The sequence below is a fragment of the Burkholderia sp. SIMBA_051 genome (assembly GCF_046534915.1).
GTDB lineage: Bacteria > Pseudomonadota > Gammaproteobacteria > Burkholderiales > Burkholderiaceae > Burkholderia > Burkholderia ambifaria.
In genome coordinates, this window is the sequence record NZ_JAWRXS010000014.1 from 130872 (window position 1) to 146990 (window position 16119).

The 16119-nt window shown below is 65.1% G+C and carries 14 protein-coding genes; all 14 read right to left on the reverse strand.

The features are described 5' to 3' along the window. Window positions 1–6: 6 nt before the first annotated feature. The 14 genes from atpB to SB771_RS28990 all read right to left on the reverse strand — a co-directional run bounded on the left by atpB (window position 7) and on the right by SB771_RS28990 (window position 16027). A complete protein-coding gene (gene atpB, locus SB771_RS28925) occupies window positions 7–855 on the reverse strand; it encodes a F0F1 ATP synthase subunit A (RefSeq protein ID WP_011655618.1) in 849 nt (282 codons plus the stop codon). A 110-nt stretch (window positions 856–965) separates the two neighbouring features. Next, window positions 966–1493: an ATP synthase subunit I gene (locus tag SB771_RS28930; RefSeq protein ID WP_175661327.1), complete on the reverse strand. Its 528-nt coding sequence runs from the start codon at window positions 1491–1493 to the stop codon at window positions 966–968. Window positions 1494–2065: 572 nt separating this feature from the next. Next, window positions 2066–3196, reverse strand: coding sequence for an SLC13 family permease (locus tag SB771_RS28935; RefSeq protein WP_175661440.1), 1131 nt, complete (start codon window positions 3194–3196; stop codon window positions 2066–2068). Between the two features lie 13 nt (window positions 3197–3209). Continuing rightward, on the reverse strand, window positions 3210–4103 hold the full coding sequence (locus SB771_RS28940) for a ParB/RepB/Spo0J family partition protein (protein WP_006751763.1): 894 nt from the start codon (window positions 4101–4103) through the stop codon (window positions 3210–3212). A gap of 31 nt (window positions 4104–4134) precedes the next feature. Further along, window positions 4135–4914: a ParA family protein gene (locus SB771_RS28945; RefSeq protein WP_105830746.1), complete on the reverse strand. Its 780-nt coding sequence runs from the start codon at window positions 4912–4914 to the stop codon at window positions 4135–4137. 51 nt (window positions 4915–4965) lie between these two features. Further along, window positions 4966–5652 (reverse strand): 16S rRNA (guanine(527)-N(7))-methyltransferase RsmG, encoded by a 687-nt coding sequence (gene rsmG / locus SB771_RS28950; protein WP_175661326.1) that lies wholly within the window; start codon window positions 5650–5652, stop codon window positions 4966–4968. Further along, window positions 5649–7619 carry a tRNA uridine-5-carboxymethylaminomethyl(34) synthesis enzyme MnmG gene (gene mnmG, locus SB771_RS28955; protein WP_175705066.1) on the reverse strand — a complete coding sequence of 657 codons (1971 nt, stop codon included), beginning with the start codon at window positions 7617–7619 and terminating at the stop codon, window positions 5649–5651. The genes rsmG and mnmG overlap by 4 nt, the downstream gene beginning before the upstream one ends. A 484-nt stretch (window positions 7620–8103) precedes the next feature. Then, window positions 8104–8862, reverse strand: coding sequence for an ABC transporter ATP-binding protein (locus SB771_RS28960; protein WP_138846902.1), 759 nt, complete (start codon window positions 8860–8862; stop codon window positions 8104–8106). Continuing rightward, window positions 8862–10646, reverse strand: coding sequence for an ABC transporter permease subunit (locus SB771_RS28965; protein ID WP_175661324.1), 1785 nt, complete (start codon window positions 10644–10646; stop codon window positions 8862–8864). Before SB771_RS28965 ends, SB771_RS28960 begins: the two co-directional genes overlap by 1 nt. A 4-nt stretch (window positions 10647–10650) precedes the next feature. Continuing rightward, window positions 10651–11706 (reverse strand): branched-chain amino acid ABC transporter permease, encoded by a 1056-nt coding sequence (locus SB771_RS28970; protein ID WP_175661323.1) that lies wholly within the window; start codon window positions 11704–11706, stop codon window positions 10651–10653. Window positions 11707–11907: 201 nt separating this feature from the next. Then, on the reverse strand, window positions 11908–13065 hold the full coding sequence (locus SB771_RS28975) for an ABC transporter substrate-binding protein (RefSeq protein ID WP_175661322.1): 1158 nt from the start codon (window positions 13063–13065) through the stop codon (window positions 11908–11910). A gap of 82 nt (window positions 13066–13147) precedes the next feature. After that, window positions 13148–13882: a hypothetical protein gene (locus tag SB771_RS28980; protein WP_175661321.1), complete on the reverse strand. Its 735-nt coding sequence runs from the start codon at window positions 13880–13882 to the stop codon at window positions 13148–13150. Window positions 13883–14168: 286 nt separating this feature from the next. Then, entirely contained in the window at window positions 14169–15143 is a 975-nt protein-coding gene (locus tag SB771_RS28985; RefSeq protein ID WP_164714849.1) for a branched-chain amino acid ABC transporter permease, read from the reverse strand. Next, on the reverse strand, window positions 15143–16027 hold the full coding sequence (locus SB771_RS28990) for a branched-chain amino acid ABC transporter permease (RefSeq protein WP_011655604.1): 885 nt from the start codon (window positions 16025–16027) through the stop codon (window positions 15143–15145). The genes SB771_RS28985 and SB771_RS28990 overlap by 1 nt, the downstream gene beginning before the upstream one ends. Window positions 16028–16119: the final 92 nt, after the last annotated feature.

Consider the following 16119-nt stretch of genomic DNA (forward strand, 5'->3'; position numbering starts at 1 on the left):
CCGCGCTTAGTGCTTGTCGTGCGCCTGGCCGAGATACACCAGCGTCAGCATCATGAAAATGAATGCCTGCAACAGAACAATCAGGATGTGGAAGATTGCCCAGACGCTGCCCGCGATCACGTGACCAATGAAGCCGAGGAACGTTGCGTCGCCACCGAAGCTCCACATGCTGCCGAGCAGGGCGATCAACAGGAACAACAGCTCACCCGCGTACATGTTGCCGAACAGCCGCATGCCGAGCGAAACGGTCTTTGCGACGTATTCGACGATGTTGAGCGCGAGGTTGGGGATCCACAGCAGCGGGTGGCCGCCGAACGGGGCCGACAGCAGCTCATGCACAAAGCCGCCCGCGCCCTTGATCTTGATGCTGTAGTAGATCATCAGGACGAACACGCCGAGCGCGATGCCGAGCGTGCCGTTCAGGTCGGCCGTCGGGACGATGCGATGGTGGGAAATCACGTCCGACAGACCGAGCAGGCCGATCACGCGGCCCGGCAGGTCGACCGGGAGGAAGTCGAGGGAGTTCATCAGCGTGACCCACACGAACACCGTGAGGGCGAGCGGAGCGATGAACGTACGATTGCCGTGGACGATGGCCTTCGACTGGTCTTCGACCATTTCGACGAGCATCTCGATCGCGCACTGGAAACGGCCCGGCACGCCCGACGTCGCCTTGCGGGCGGCCAGACGCAGCACGAGGATCGTCACGATGCCGCACACGATCGACCAGAACAGCGTATCGAGATTCCAGACGTGGATATCGAAAATCGACGTCTGATGCGAGGTGGAGAAATTCTGCAAGTGGTGCGCAATGTACTCGGACGGATCCGGACGCGTGCCTTCGCTAGCTGCCATATCGTTAATGCCACCCAAATTGTCGAAAATCGTTTTGCCCCGTTCCGCAATACGCTATTGCGGGAACGGGCCGGTGCGGTTCGTTGTCGAAACCGCACGCTGCTTGTTTCTTACCGCCAGGCCAGCGCGATCCAGTACGTCTTCAGCACGACGAGGTACGTGACCAGGAACGGCACCCAGTGCACGCCGGCCCAGCCGAACGCCACTGCTGCGAACATCCCGATCGTCAGGCCGAGTTTCAGGGCTTCGCCCATTACCCAGCTCATGACGGTGGCCGAGCCACCTGCCTTCAGTCGTGCCACGAACAACGCGCTTGGCACCCAGCCGATCGCCCCGCCCAGAAACGCGGACTGCGCAGCGGCGCCCGGCGACTTTGAAAACAGCCACCACGCCAGCGTTGCAACCAGGGACAAGACCACCTGCGCGGCCACCACCATGGAGGGGGTCACGCGCGACGGCTTGCTCACGTTCGGACCGAACAGCCTCTCGGCTTCCGTCCGCGTGAGCGGAACGATGTTGTTATCTTGTTGCTCGGCATCCCAGTCGTCGGCATCGGACTCGCGCCGTTCGCCGGCCGCTGAAGCGGTGCGTTGCGCTCGGTGATCATCGTGCCTGTCGTTCGGCGCCTGACCCGCCATCGCAATTTTCCGCAAAATCCTTGAACCCGGCCCCAGACTTTCCGAAAGCTTTCAGGGGTGCCTAGCTAACAAATCCGGGCGATTGTAAGCGATAGTTGCAAGTGATTCAAGGCTTTAGACGCGACAAAAACCTGTGCAAAACGACGCCTCATCATGTGAAAAACGCGCGAATCGACGACGTACGATGACAGTTGTAAGGTCGCTTTCCCGCACCGGTATTTCTTGCCCGGAAAAGTGCGGCGACGGGGAAATGATGCGACATCGATGCCTGGCACGGGCGTCATCGGCGCGACGCGATCGCAGCAGGAATGCTGCTGTGACGCGACTGCGGAAAACGACCCAGCGCAACGATGTGGAACGAAGGAAATAGCGTGACCACCGCGTTGGGCGCAACGCACGAAATGCGCCCGGGCGCGAGCGGGCCGAGGCTCGCAATCAGTTGTTGTGCCGCCACAGAATATCGACTGTGAATCGCCGCACTTATCAACAGCCCGGGTTCGCGACGGCCGGGAGCGCCGCGCGCCCTCCCCGTCACGCTTGCAGCACGCCTGCACCGCAGGCGGCCGCGCCGCTCAACCGTGAACGAGCAACCACGCCCCGAGTGCCGCGCTCACGATCGCGAACGGAATCGATACAAGGTGAAACGGCAGCCACATGCGCGGCTCCTTCGCGAGACGCACCGCGATCAGGTTCGCGAGCGAACTGATCGCGAAGCCGAAGCCGCCGACCGATACGCCGAACGCGAGCGCGCGCCAGTCGTGCGTGAATTCCGACAGCAGGATGGCCGCCGGCACGTTGCTGATTCCCTGTGACAGCACCACACCTGCCCCGAACACACGCAGCGGCGAATCGAGATGGGTCCGCGCGATCGCGTCATGGACGACAGGCAGCGCGGCCGCGCTGCGCAGCACGACGAACATCAGCACGAAGATCAGCAGCAGCAGCCAGTCGATCTTCAGGACTGCGTCACGTTTTGCCACCAGCAGCGCGATCACGACGGCGAGCAGCGCCGGCACCGGATGATGCGCGTCCGCCAGCAGCACGAACGCACCGAACAGCACCGCCGCGAGCAGCGCGTGCATGCGCTGCACGGGAACGGCCTCGACGGCGCCCGACAGGTCGAGCGGTTTCGCGCGAAACGCGCACGCCGTCAGCACGAGCAGCAGCGCCATCAGCGCCAGTGCGAGCGGACCGAGCGTGACGACGAAGCGGCCGAACGACATGCCGCTCAATTGCCACAGGAACAGGTTCTGGGGATTGCCGAGCGGCGTCGCGACGGACCCCGCGTTGACGGCCAGCGCGACCACGATCACGAGCCGCCGGAACGGCAGCGGCGTCAGCGCGCGCAGCGACACCATCAACGGCACGACGACGAACAGCGCGACGTCGTTGGTGAGCCACATCGCGAGTGCCGCCGCGAACACGACGAGCAGCATCGCGAGCCCGCGCTCGGAATGCACGTGATGGACGATGCGATGCGCGAGCCACATCAGGCATCCGGACAACTCGAGCGCCTTGGTCAGCATCAGCAGGCCCGCGAGCGTCGCGACGGTCTGCCAGTCGACGCGCCCGGCCAGCACGGCGATTGGTTGCGGATGCAACCATTGCAGAATGATCAGTGCAAGCGCCAGTACCGACAGCACCGGCTCCTTCAACAGCCAGGCAAGCCAACGGCGTGGCGCCGCCGCGCCCGTGTTCTCTATCAATCGCGCCTCGTTATTCTTCGGTCGCGACGTTGCCGCGCAGGCGCACGAGAATGCCCTCGAGCGCATCGAGGTTGCCGAAATCGATCATCACCTGCCCTCGCCCGCGGCGGCCGAGCTTGATCTTCACCGTCGACGCGAGCAGGTCGGACAACTCCTCTTCGAGACGGCGCGTGTCGCGGCCGCCATCATCCTTGGCGCGCGCCTTCACCGTCGGTGCTTCCTTCGTCGTGTGCGCGACCAGCTTCTCGGTCTCGCGCACCGACATGCGCTTGTTGACGACCTGGTGCGCGAGCGTGATCTGCGTCGCCGCGTCGACCGCGAGCAGCGCACGCGCGTGGCCCATGTCGAGATCGCCGGCCAGCAGCATCGTCTGCACCGGCGCGGCGAGGTTCAACAGGCGCAGCAGGTTCGACACCGCGCTGCGCGAACGGCCGACCGATTCGGCCGCCTGTTCGTGCGTGAAACCGAACTCGTCGAGCAGGCGCTGGATACCGTGCGCCTCTTCCAGCGGATTCAGATCCTCGCGCTGGATGTTCTCGATCAGCGCCATCGCGGCCGCAGCCTGATCGGACACGTCCTTCACGAGCACCGGCACTTCGTCGAGACCGGCCAGGCGCGCCGCGCGGAAACGTCGCTCGCCGGCGATGATCTCGTATTTGTCAGACGAAATGGGCCGCACCAGGATCGGCTGCATCACGCCTTGCGCGCGAATGCTGGCCGCCAGTTCCTGCAGGCTGCCTTCGTCCATCCGGGTCCGCGGCTGGTACTTGCCGGCCTGCAGCTTGCCGAGCGCGAGCGTGTTCGGCGCCCCTTCGATCTTCACCGCTTCGGTGATGTCCGCACTGCCGCCGAGCAGCGCTTCGAGGCCACGTCCCAAGCCCTTCTTCTTTGGTACCGCGTTCATGTCTTTCTTCCTCGCTTCGCTCATGTCCGGATCACGACACCTCGAACGCGCGCACGCGGTCGATCATCTCGGCACCGAATTGGATATACGCCTGCGCACCGCGCGAGTTGCGGTCGAACACGACGCCCGGCAACCCGTAACTCGGCGCTTCCGCCAGGCGCACGTTGCGCGGGATCACCGCGTCGAACACCTTGTCGCCGAAGTGCGCTTTCAGTTGATCGGAGACTTGCTGCTGCAGCGTGATGCGCGGATCGAACATCACGCGCAGCAAGCCGATGATCTTCAGGTCGCGGTTCATGTTCGCGTGGACCTGCTTGATCGTGTTGACGAGATCCGACAGCCCTTCCAGCGCGAAATACTCGCACTGCATCGGGATCACGACGCCATGTGCCGCGCACAGTCCGTTCAGCGTCAGCAGCGACAGCGTCGGTGGGCAATCGATCAGCACGAAGTCGTAGTCGTCGGCCACGTGCTCGAGCGCGGCCTTCAGCCGACGCTCGCGGTTGTCGATGCCGATCAGCTCGATCTCGGCACCCGACAGCTCGCGGTTGGCCGGCAGCACGTCGTACGTGACGCCCTCCGGACGCACGCGCGCGTCCGACACCGATACGCCGTCGATCAGCACTTCGTACACGGTCGACTCGCAGGCGGCCTTGTCGATCCCGCTGCCCATCGTCGCGTTGCCCTGCGGGTCGAGATCGATCAGCAGGACTCGTTGCTCCTGCGCTGCAAGGCTTGCGGCGAGATTGACCGATGTCGTCGTCTTGCCGACGCCCCCCTTCTGGTTCGCAACGCAGAAGATCTTTGCCATCGTTGGTGTGTTCCCTTTACCTTCAAACAAATGGCGCGCTAACGCGCGCCTTCAATTCGCCTCGTCGACGATCACCTCGATCAGGTGCCGTTCGGCATCGAGCATCGGTACTGCAAGCCGCATCGTCTGCTTTACGCGGCTGCCTTCCGGCAGTCGTGCAATTTCGTCGTCCGGGTGAACACCCTTCATTGCCCAGATCGATCCGCCGGGCGCGACGAGATGACGAGCAAGTTTAACGAAGTCGGATAGATCCGCGAAGGCGCGGGACACGATCATGTCGAATTTTTCCGGCACGTCGACACCGGGCTGCAGCAATTCGACCCGCCCGGTGACGACCGACAGGTTCGCGAGCTTCAGCTCCGCGCGCATTTGCGTCTGGAATGCAGACTTTTTCTGCACGATATCGTTCAACGTCACCTGCCAGTCCGGCTGGACGATCGCCAGCACGATGCCGGGCAGCCCGCCGCCCGACCCCACGTCGAGCACGCGCGCCGATGCACGGTCGCGCAGATGCGGAACGATGGAGAGCGAATCGAGAATGTGCTGGATCAGCATCTGCTTCGGGTCGCGGATCGCGGTCAGGTTGTAGACCGCGTTCCACTTGCCGAGCAGCGCGACATAGTCGAGCAGCTGGTTGCGTTGTGCATCCGTCAATGCGATGTCGAGCGCGGCCGTGCCGTCGACGAGCATCTGTTCAAGTACGTCCCGATTAACCGCCGGCGCGCGACGCGCCGTCATTGTTGCGTCGGGACGGTGCCATCCCCCTGCTCCGTCGCCTCTGCGGCGGTGCCGTTACGACGGCCGAGGCCACGGCGCTTCAGGTGCACCATCAGCAGCGAGATCGCGGCCGGCGTGACGCCCGAGATCCGCGATGCCTGGCCGATCGTTTCCGGCCGGAACTCGTTGAGCTTCTGGCTCACTTCGAACGACAGGCCGCGAACCTCGCGGTAGTCGATACCGTCCGGCAGGCGCGTGTTCTCGTTCGCATCGTTGCGCTCGATCTCGCTCGCCTGCCGCTCGATATAGCCCTGATACTTGATGCCGATCTCGACCTGCTCCTTGATCTGCTCGAGCAGCACCGGATCGTCGGCCAGCGGTTCGGTAGGTGCGCATTCGCCACCCTTCAGGCTGCACACGCCGTCGTAGCTGATGCCCGGGCGGCGCAGCAGCTCGGCGAGGCTATATTCGTGATCGATCGCCTTCCCGAGCAAAGCCGTCGCCTCTTCCGGCGGCAGCGTCTTCGGCGTGACCCACGTCGACTTCAGGCGTTCGGTTTCACGTGAAACAGCGTCGCGCTTCCGGCTGAATGCGTCCCAGCGCGCGTCGTCGACGAGCCCCAGTTCGCGACCGATCTCGGTCAAACGCATGTCCGCGTTGTCTTCGCGCAGGCTGAGGCGGTACTCGGCACGGCTCGTGAACATCCGGTACGGCTCGGCCACGCCGCGCGTGACGAGGTCGTCGACCAGCACGCCCAGGTAGGCCTGGTCGCGACGCGGGCACCATGCGTCCTTCTCCTGCACGTAGCGGCCGGCATTCAGGCCGGCCAGCAGGCCTTGCGCGGCCGCTTCTTCGTAGCCGGTCGTGCCGTTGATCTGGCCCGCAAAGAACAGTCCGTTGATCGCCTTCGTCTCCAGCGACGCCTTCAGCGCGCGCGGGTCGAAGTAGTCGTACTCGATCGCGTAGCCGGGCCGCAGGATGTGCGCGTTCTCGAGGCCGCGCATCGAGTGCACGAGCTCGAGCTGCACATCGAACGGCAGGCTCGTCGAAATCCCGTTCGGATAGAACTCGTTGGTCGTCAGCCCTTCCGGCTCCAGGAAGATCTGGTGCGATTCCTTCGACGCGAACCGGTGAATCTTGTCCTCGATCGACGGGCAGTAACGCGGGCCAACGCCTTCGATCACGCCTGTATACATAGGCGAACGGTCGAGGCCGCCGCGAATGATGTCGTGCGTACGCTCGTTCGTATGCGTGACCCAGCATGGCAGCTGCTGCGGATGCTGTTCCGCGCGGCCCAGGAACGAGAACACGGGAATCGGATCGAGGTCGCCCGGCTGCTCGTCCAGCTTCGAAAAGTCGATCGAGCGGCCGTCGATACGCGGCGGCGTACCGGTCTTCAGGCGGCCCTGCGGCAGCTTCAGCTCCTTCAGGCGCGCTGACAACGACACGGCCGCCGGATCGCCCGCGCGACCGCCCGTATAGTTGTTCAGACCGACGTGAATCTTGCCGTCGAGGAACGTACCTGCCGTCAGCACCACCGCGTGCGCGCGGAAGCGGATGCCGATCTGCGTGACGGCGCCGACCACGCGGTCGCCTTCGACCATCAGGTCGTCCACGGCCTGCTGGAACAGCCACAGGTTCGGCTGATTCTCGAGCCGATGGCGGATCGCGGCCTTGTACAGAATACGGTCGGCCTGAGCGCGCGTCGCACGCACGGCTGGGCCCTTCGACGAATTGAGGATCCGGAACTGAATACCGCTCTCGTCCGTCGCGGCCGCCATCGCGCCGCCGAGCGCGTCGACTTCCTTGACCAGATGGCCCTTGCCAATGCCGCCGATCGACGGATTGCAGCTCATCTGCCCGAGCGTTTCGATGTTATGGGTCAGCAGCAGCGTCTTCGCGCCCATACGGGCCGAGGCCAACGCGGCTTCCGTGCCCGCGTGCCCGCCACCGACAACGATGACGTCAAATTCTGTGGGAAAAAGCATGGTGGATTCCGCGCACAGGACTGTGCACGAACCTATCTGAGAAATGTATGGGGCGAATTATAGCGGGTTCGCTTTTCACCCGAAGGCCATCCGAATGGTAGGGCCGGTTCATTTCGGCGTTTTTTTGGCCGATTGGCCGAGCTGTGCCGGCCCAGCGTGCTACGGCGATGTGCGCCCGCGGCCTCGACGCACATTGCCAAACTGTGCAAAACAGGCGTCGACATCCGTCCGAGGTCACAGTATTTCCGATCGATCGCCCGATACTTATCCACTGTGCCATTCGTCTCACGGCAATAGCGGGCTGTCGTGCACACAATGCTCGTTATCCTGTGCAGCCCGGCGCGATAGCCCGCGCCCCCATCACAGCACTTCGGCTGGTTGCTCCGGCACTCATCCCCAACGACGCCTCGCCCTGCCCCCAAAAACAAAAACGGCGTGTTTCACGTGAAACACGCCGCCCGTTTCCCGCCAACCGTCCTAACGATCAAGCCGTCTTCTTCGCCAGCCCGAGGTAGGTTTCGATCACGCGCGGATTTTGTGCCAGCTCGGCCGCCGGCCCTTCCAGCGCCAATTCACCCGTTTCCAGTACATAGCCGTAGTCCGAGATCTGCAGCGCCGCCCGCGCGTTCTGCTCGATCAGCAGCGTCGCGACACCTGTGCCGCGCAACGCGCTGATGATATGAAAAATCTCCTTCACGATCAGCGGCGCCAGCCCGAGGCTCGGCTCATCGAGCATCAGCAGGTCGGGTTTGCCCATAAGCGCGCGGCCCACCGCAAGCATCTGCCGCTCACCGCCCGACAGCGTACCGGCCGCCTGCTTGCGCCGCTCCTTGAGCCGCGGAAACAGCGCAAACACATGATCGAGCTGGTCTAGGAAGTTCGACTCGCCCGCGAGCTTGCGGCGATACGCGCCCAGCACGAGGTTGTCCTCGACCGTCATCGTGCTGAACAGCTCACGCTTTTCCGGCACGAGGCACATCCCGCGCGCGACGCGCTGCTCGACCGGCAGCGCGCCCACGTCGTGGCCGCGGTACATGACCGCGCCCGACGCATGCCCGGTCACGGGCAATGCGCCCATGATCGCGTTCAGCATCGTCGACTTGCCGGCACCGTTCGGGCCGATCACGCTGACGATCTGCCCGGCGCCCACCTTGATCGCCGCACCGTGCAGCGCCTCGACTTTCCCGTACCGGACCGCCAGTCCGCGCACCTCGAGAATCGGCATCGTCGTATCCGCCGTCATCACTCCACCCCGCCCAGATATGCTTCGAGCACCGCCGGGTCCTGCTGCACGTCTTGCGGCAGCCCTTCCGCGATCCGGGTGCCGAATTCCATCACCACCAGCCGGTCGGTGAGATTCATCACGAAATCCATGTCATGTTCCACGAGCAACACGCTCATCCCTTCGGCCTTCAGGCGCCGCAGCAGATCGGCGAGTTGCTGCTTCTCCTGGTAGCGCAGCCCGGCGGCCGGCTCGTCGAGCAGCAGCAGCGTCGGGTCGCAGCACAGCGCGCGGGCGATTTCGAGAATCCGCTGCTGGCCGAGCGCGAGGCTGCCGGCTTCGTCGTACATGTGCTTTTCGAGCCCGACGCGGCTGATCTGCCGTGCCGCTTCGGCCAGCAGTTGCGCCTCCTCGTGCGCGTTGAGCCGCGCGATGCTGCGCCATACGCCCGTATGGCCGCGCAGATGCGCGCCGATCGCGACATTCTCGAGCACCGTCATCGTCGGGAGCAGCTTCACGTGCTGGAACGTACGGCCGATCCCGCGCCGGACGATCTGACGCGACGTGAGCCCGTCGATCCGCTCGCCGCGGAACGTGATCGTGCCGCCGGTCGGCTGCAGCACACCGGTCACGAGATTGAACGTGGTCGACTTGCCGGCGCCGTTCGGGCCAATCAGGCCGATGATCTGCCCCGCCTTCACGTCGAAACTGACGTCGTTGACGGCCACCAGCCCGCCGAACTGCTTGCGCGCGTTGTCGACGACGAGCAGCGGCTCGCCGGCCACCGGTTTCGCGCGCTGCGGCAGCGGGTCGGCCTGGTCGGGCACATGGGCGCGCGGCCCGCGCGGAAACAGCTTCGCGACGAACGGCCACACGCCCTGGCGCGCGTACTGCAGCAGCAGCACCATCAGCACGCCGAACACGATGATCTCGAAGTTGCCTTCCGAGCCGAGCAGCTTCGGCAGCAGCGTCTGCAGGTAGTCCTGCAGCACAGTGAGGATCGCTGCACCGAGCACCGCGCCCCACACGTGCGACACGCCGCCGACCACGGCCATGAACAGGAATTCGATCCCGTGGTTCAGCCCGAACGGGGTCGGGTTCACCGCGCGCTGGAGGTGTGCATACAGGAAGCCCGATACCGCGGCGAGCACGGCCGCGTAGACGAAGATCACGACGCGCATCCATGCGGTGTTCACGCCCATCGCCTCGGCCATTACCCCGCCGCCGCGCAGCGCGCGGATCGCGCGCCCGGGGCGGCTGTTGAGCAGGTTCTGCACCGACACGATCGCCGCCAGCACGACGGCCCAGATCAGGAAGTACAAGCTGCGGCCGCTGCCGAGCTCGATGCCGAACAGGTTCAGCGCCGGAATCCCGTTGATCCCGTCGTACTTGCCGAGCAGCTCGAGGTTGCCGAACAGATAGAACAGCGCGAGGCCCCACGCGATCGTGCCGAGCGGCAGGAAGTGCCCGGACAGCCGCATCGTGACCGCACCCAGCACGAGCGCGACGAGCGCCGTCAGCACGACGCCGACGATCAGCGCGAGCCACGGCGACACGCCGTATCGCGTCGTGAGGAACGCCGTCGCATACGCGCCGATGCCGACGAACGCGGCCTGCCCGAAACTCGTCATCCCGCCGACACCCGTCAGCAGCACGAGCCCGATCGCGACGATCGCGTAGAGGCCAATGTAGTTCAGCAGCGTGATCCAGTATTCGGGCACCTGCAGCGCGCCGGGCAGCACCGGCAGCGCGAACAGCACCACGAGAAACACCCAGAAGGTCTTGTTGCGTACCATCGTCTTCATCGCGTCACTCCTCTTCCTCTTCCGCATGCGGCGTCGCGAAACTGCGCCACAGCAGCACCGGGATGATCAGCGTGAACACGATCACTTCCTTGTACGCGCTCGCCCAGAACGACGAATACGATTCGAGCACGCCGACGAGCAGCGAGCCCGCGGCCGCGAGCGGATAGCTGACCAGCCCGCCGATGATCGCGCCGACGAAGCCCTTCAGGCCGATCAGGAAGCCGGAGTCGTAATAGATGGTCGTCAGCGGGCCGACGAGGATGCCGGACAGCACGCCGAGCCCCGCTGCCAGCGTGAACGCCAGCCGCCCCGCTTCGGTCGTGCCGATGCCCACGAGCCGCGCGCCGAGCCGGTTCACCGACGTCGCGCGCAGCGCCTTGCCGGCGATCGTGCGACCGAAGTACACGTAGAGCGCACCGATGAGCACCAGCGCGGTCACGACCACGAGAATGCTCTGCACCGACACCGTCATGCTGCCGATCGACAGCGACGCGTCCGCGAATCCGTTGGTGCGCGAGCCTTCCGCGCCGAACATCACGAGCCCGAGGCCGACCATCGCGAAATGGACCGCGACCGACACGATCAGCAGCAGCAGCGTCGTGCCTTCGGCGATCGGCTGATAGACGAGCCGGTAGACGAACGGCCCCATCGGCACGACGATCGCGAGCGTCAGCGCGATCTGCGCGAGCATCGGCAACGGCTGCGCGGAAAAGCTGCGCGTGAGCGCGAACACCGCGAGCGGCAGCAGCACGTAGCGGCTCGCCAGCGTCGCGAGCGTGCGACCGAGCTGATGGCGCCGTTCGCGATGGCGGACCAGGCCGCCGACTTCCAGCATGAAGCATGCGATGCCCATCACGAACAACAGCCAGCAGGTCGCGGGAAATTTCTGCGCCTGCAACGCTGCCAGCGTGAGCGCGCCGTAGGCGACGAATTCGCCCTGGGGAATGAAGATCACCCGCGTGACGGAAAACACCAGCACGAGCGCCAGCGACAGCAATGCATAAATGGCGCCGGTCGTGATGCCGTCTTGCGCGAGGATCGCCGCAATCGAGAAATCCATACGTTTCGTGTATCGAGAATGCTGCGGAGAAACGGCGACGGGAGCGGCCCGCGCACGCCGACGGCAAGACCGGAAGGTCAGGCGTCGTGCGGCGGCTTCCCGGACATTCCATGCGGTGCGAGCGCGGGCAGCCAGGCCCGCCGCGCTGCCGACGGCGCGCACGGCGCCGTTCGCGCCGCGCCCGCCGGTTTCACGTGATGCTTACTCGGCCTGCAGCTTCCACTTGCCGTCGACGATCTGCACCATCACGCGCGCACGCGTGTCGAAGCCGTTGTGGTCGGTCGACGTCATGTTGATCACGCCGTGCGACACGGGCAGGTCCTTCACGCTTTCGAGCGACGCGCGCAGCGCCTCGCGGAACGCCTCGGTGCCCGGCTGGCCCTTCTTCAGCGCGTCGGGGATCGCACGCTGCAGCAGCAGCCCCGCATCCCACGCATGCCCGCCGAAGGTCGACAGCGAGCCCGCGCCGTATGCCTTCTCGTACGCAGCCTTGTAGCCGAGCGCCGGCTTCTTCACCGGATTCGAATCCGGCAGCTGGTCGGTCACGAGCACCGGGCCGGCCGGCAGGATCTCGCCTTCGCAATCCTTGCCGCACACGCGCAGGAAGTCGTTGTTCGCGACGCCGTGCGTCTGGTACACCTTGCCCTTGTAGCCGCGCTCCTTGAGCGTCTTGGCCGGCAGCGCGGCCGGCGTGCCGGAACCGGCGATCAGCACCGCGTCGGGGTTCGAGCCCAGCAGCTTCAGCACCTGCCCCATCACCGACGCATCGGTGCGGTTGTAGCGCTCGTTCGACACGACCTTCAGCCCGTTCTTCGCCGCGGCCGCGTTGAACGTGTTGTACCAGCTGTCGCCGTACGCGTCGGCGAAGCCGATGAAGCCGATCGTCTTCACGCCGTGCTTCGCCATGTAGCCGGCGATCGCGTCGGCCATCAGCTGGTCGTTCTGCGGCACCTTGAACATCCACGCGCGCTTCGCGTCCATCGGCGCGATGATCTGCGCGCTCGCCGCGAGCGAGATCGTCGGCGTCTTGCCCTGCGACACCGGGTCGAGCATCGCGAGCGAATTCGGCGTGACGGACGAACCGATGATCGCGTCGACGTGATCCTCGTCGATCAGCTTGCGCACGTTCTGCACCGCGCGGCTCGTGTCGGACGCATCGTCGAGCACGATGTACTGGACGCTCTTGCCCGCGATTTCCTTCGGCAGCAGCGCGATCGTGTTCTTTTCCGGAATCCCGAGCGATGCGGCCGGCCCGGTGGCCGACAGCGTCACGCCGATCTTCACCTGCGCCGACGCCGCGGCCGCCGCACACACGAGGCCCGCGGCAAGCAGAACCTCCATCCATCGATTCATCTTCATTTATGTCGTCTCCAAACGCTGCTCGAAAAATCCACGGGTCGCTCGGGCGGCTCCCGGTCCTCAAAACAAGTTAATAATTTAACTATCTCGCCATGCCGCGCCTACGCTCGTTTTCCCGTGAAACGCGCGCGCCCGCCGCGCATTCCGAAGCGGTCGTTCGACCGTCACGATGCGCGGCAGCAATGTCGTCAGGATGAAGCAAGCGCGGAAAGGCGGCTTGGCGGGAAAGGCGATCGATGCGCACGCAACGATCGTCGGCAGATCGACCGGCCAAAGCGAATTCGGCCACGCGCGCGGGCGGCGCAAGATCGGAAGCGCGGCAGTTCATGTGGATGCGAACGCAACGACCGGAGAAAGAGCCGTGCCGGCCAATCGTGCCGGAGCGCGCATACCGGCCGCAGAACGGCTCGCGAAAGCGCGGGCATACCCATGCGCTACCCACCCCGTACGAGCGGCGCCAGCCGCCCGTCGTGCCCCGATCCATCGTCCTGCGCTTCTCATCCAACCGTACTCCCTCTTCTGCATTTTGCTTGTAGGAGAACTGCCGACCGATTTTCCCGACCGCGCGGTCGGCGAAAGCTGAGTGTAACGGACGCTTTTTGCGCACGCCAACCGGGTAAGCCCGGACGGCATGCACGCGGCTGCGCGCCAGTGGCGATCGACCGGCAGGCATGACGAAAACGGGAGGACGGGGGTGAAACTGAAACGCGGGCAGTGCGAAGCCGAATACGGGCGCGCGGAACGCGGCGCCGCTTCCCTGCACCATCGAGGGAAATTCGCGCACACAAATGAAAAAGCGCTGTTGGATTCCGTCCAACAGCGCTTTGGGGTCCGGGCACTTTGTGCCTCGATTGTCTCCTCGTTCTCCACCTGCAAATTCGTTTCGCGGTGCATCAGAACTGAACGAAGATTAAAGGACCTTTCATGCCGGGACAACTTAGCATTTACCCCTATGGTGCATCGCCGCACGAAAATGGGGCACCAGCGCTGCCGCGCGGGGCCGGCCGGAGGGCGCCGAAACGCCCTTCCCGGCCACGCCGGATGGTGCTTCGCATCAACCTCGCGTCCACCTCGGAGCAATCCGCCGCACCGGCGCGATGCACTCAGGACGGCCGGAGCGTCTTGACCCGCGCGACCATCTCGCCAACGATCCCGCGCCGGAATGCCAGCACGCACGCGATGAAGATCAGCCCCGTGACGATCGTCGTCGATTCACCGAGCGAGTGGAACCAGCCGATCCCGGTGACCGACGCGAGCCATTCGCCGATGTCGCCGAGCCGGTCCTCCAGCGCGACGATCAGCGCCGCGCCGAGCAACGGCCCGAACAGCGTGCCCATCCCGCCGACGAGCGTCATCAGCACGACGAGGCCCGACATCGTCCAGTGCGCGTCGGACAGCGTCTCGAAGCCCAGCACCAGCACCTTCAGCGAACCGGCCAGCCCCGCGAGCCCGGCCGACAGGATGAACGCGAGCAGCTTGAAGCGATCGGTGTCGTAGCCGAGCGAGATCGCACGCGCCTCGTTCTCCTTGATCGCGACGAGCACCTGGCCGAACGGCGAGTGCACGATACGCACGATGAACGCGCACGCCGCCACGATCACCGCGAGCACGACGTAGTAGAGCGCAACGTCGTTCGACAGGTCGACGAGCCCGAACAGGTGTCCGCGCGGCACGCCCTGCAGGCCGTCCTCGCCGCGCGTGAACGGCGCCTGCAGGTAGATGAAGTAGACCATCTGCGCGAACGCGAGCGTGATCATCGCGAAGTAGATGCCCTGTCGCCGGATCGCGAACAGCCCGACGACGAGCCCGAGCAGCGTCGCGGCGAACGTGCCGACCAGCACGCCGAGCTCCGGCGTGAAGCCGAGCGTCTGGATCATATAACCGGTGCCGTAGCCGGCGGTCGCGAGGAACATCGCGTGGCCGAACGACAGCAGCCCCGTATAGCCGATCAGCAGGTTGAACGCGGCCGCGAACAGCGCGAACGTGAGCACCTTCATCACGAAGACCGGATACGCGCCGATGAACGGCGCGGCGAGCAGTGCGGCGAGCAGCACGCCGTAGAGCACTTTTCTCTGCATCATTTTTCCTTGCCGAACAGGCCCGCCGGGCGGATCAGCAGCACGATCGCCATGATCACGAACACGACCGTGGCCGACGCTTCCGGATAGAACACGCGCGTGAAGCCCTCGATCACGCCGAGCATCAGCCCCGTGATGATCGAGCCGAGAATCGAGCCCATCCCGCCGATCACGACCACCGCGAACACGGTGATGATCATCGGCTGGCCCATCAGCGGCGACACCTGGATCACCGGCGCGGCGAGCACGCCGGCAAACGCCGCGAGCGCGACGCCGAAGCCGTAGGTGAGCGTGATCATCATCGGCACGTTCACGCCGAACGCCTCGACGAGCTTCGGGTTCTCGGTACCGGCGCGCAGATAGGCGCCCAGGCGCGTCTTCTCGATCACGAACCAGGTCGCGAGACACACCGCGAGCGACGCGACGACCACCCACGCGCGGTAGTTCGGCAGGAACATGAAGCCGAGATTGGTCGCGCCGGACAGCTGCGACGGCACGTCGTACGGCTGGCCGGACGAGCCGTAGACCGAGCGGAACACGCCTTCGACGACGAGCGTGAGGCCGAACGTGAGCAACAGCCCGTACAGGTGATCGAGCTTGTACAGCCAGCGCAGCATCGACCGCTCGACCAGGATCCCGAACGCACCGACGAGCAGCGGCGCGAGCGCGAGCATCGCCCAATACGGCAACCCGAGGTACGACAGCCCCATCCATGCGAGCATCGCGCCCAGCATGAACAGCGCGCCGTGCGCGAAGTTGATCACGTTGAGCAGCCCGAAGATCACCGCGAGCCCGAGGCTCAGGATCGCGTAGAACGAGCCGTTGACGAGCCCGAGCAGCAACTGGCTCAGCATCGCCGGCAACGGAATGCCAAAGATTTCCATCGACTTAGCCGTCAGTATGAGTTTCGTTGCGTGCGCAACCTTCAAGCCGCGGCGCACGCGGGCGGCGCAGCGAGTACATCGCCGCGGCCGCC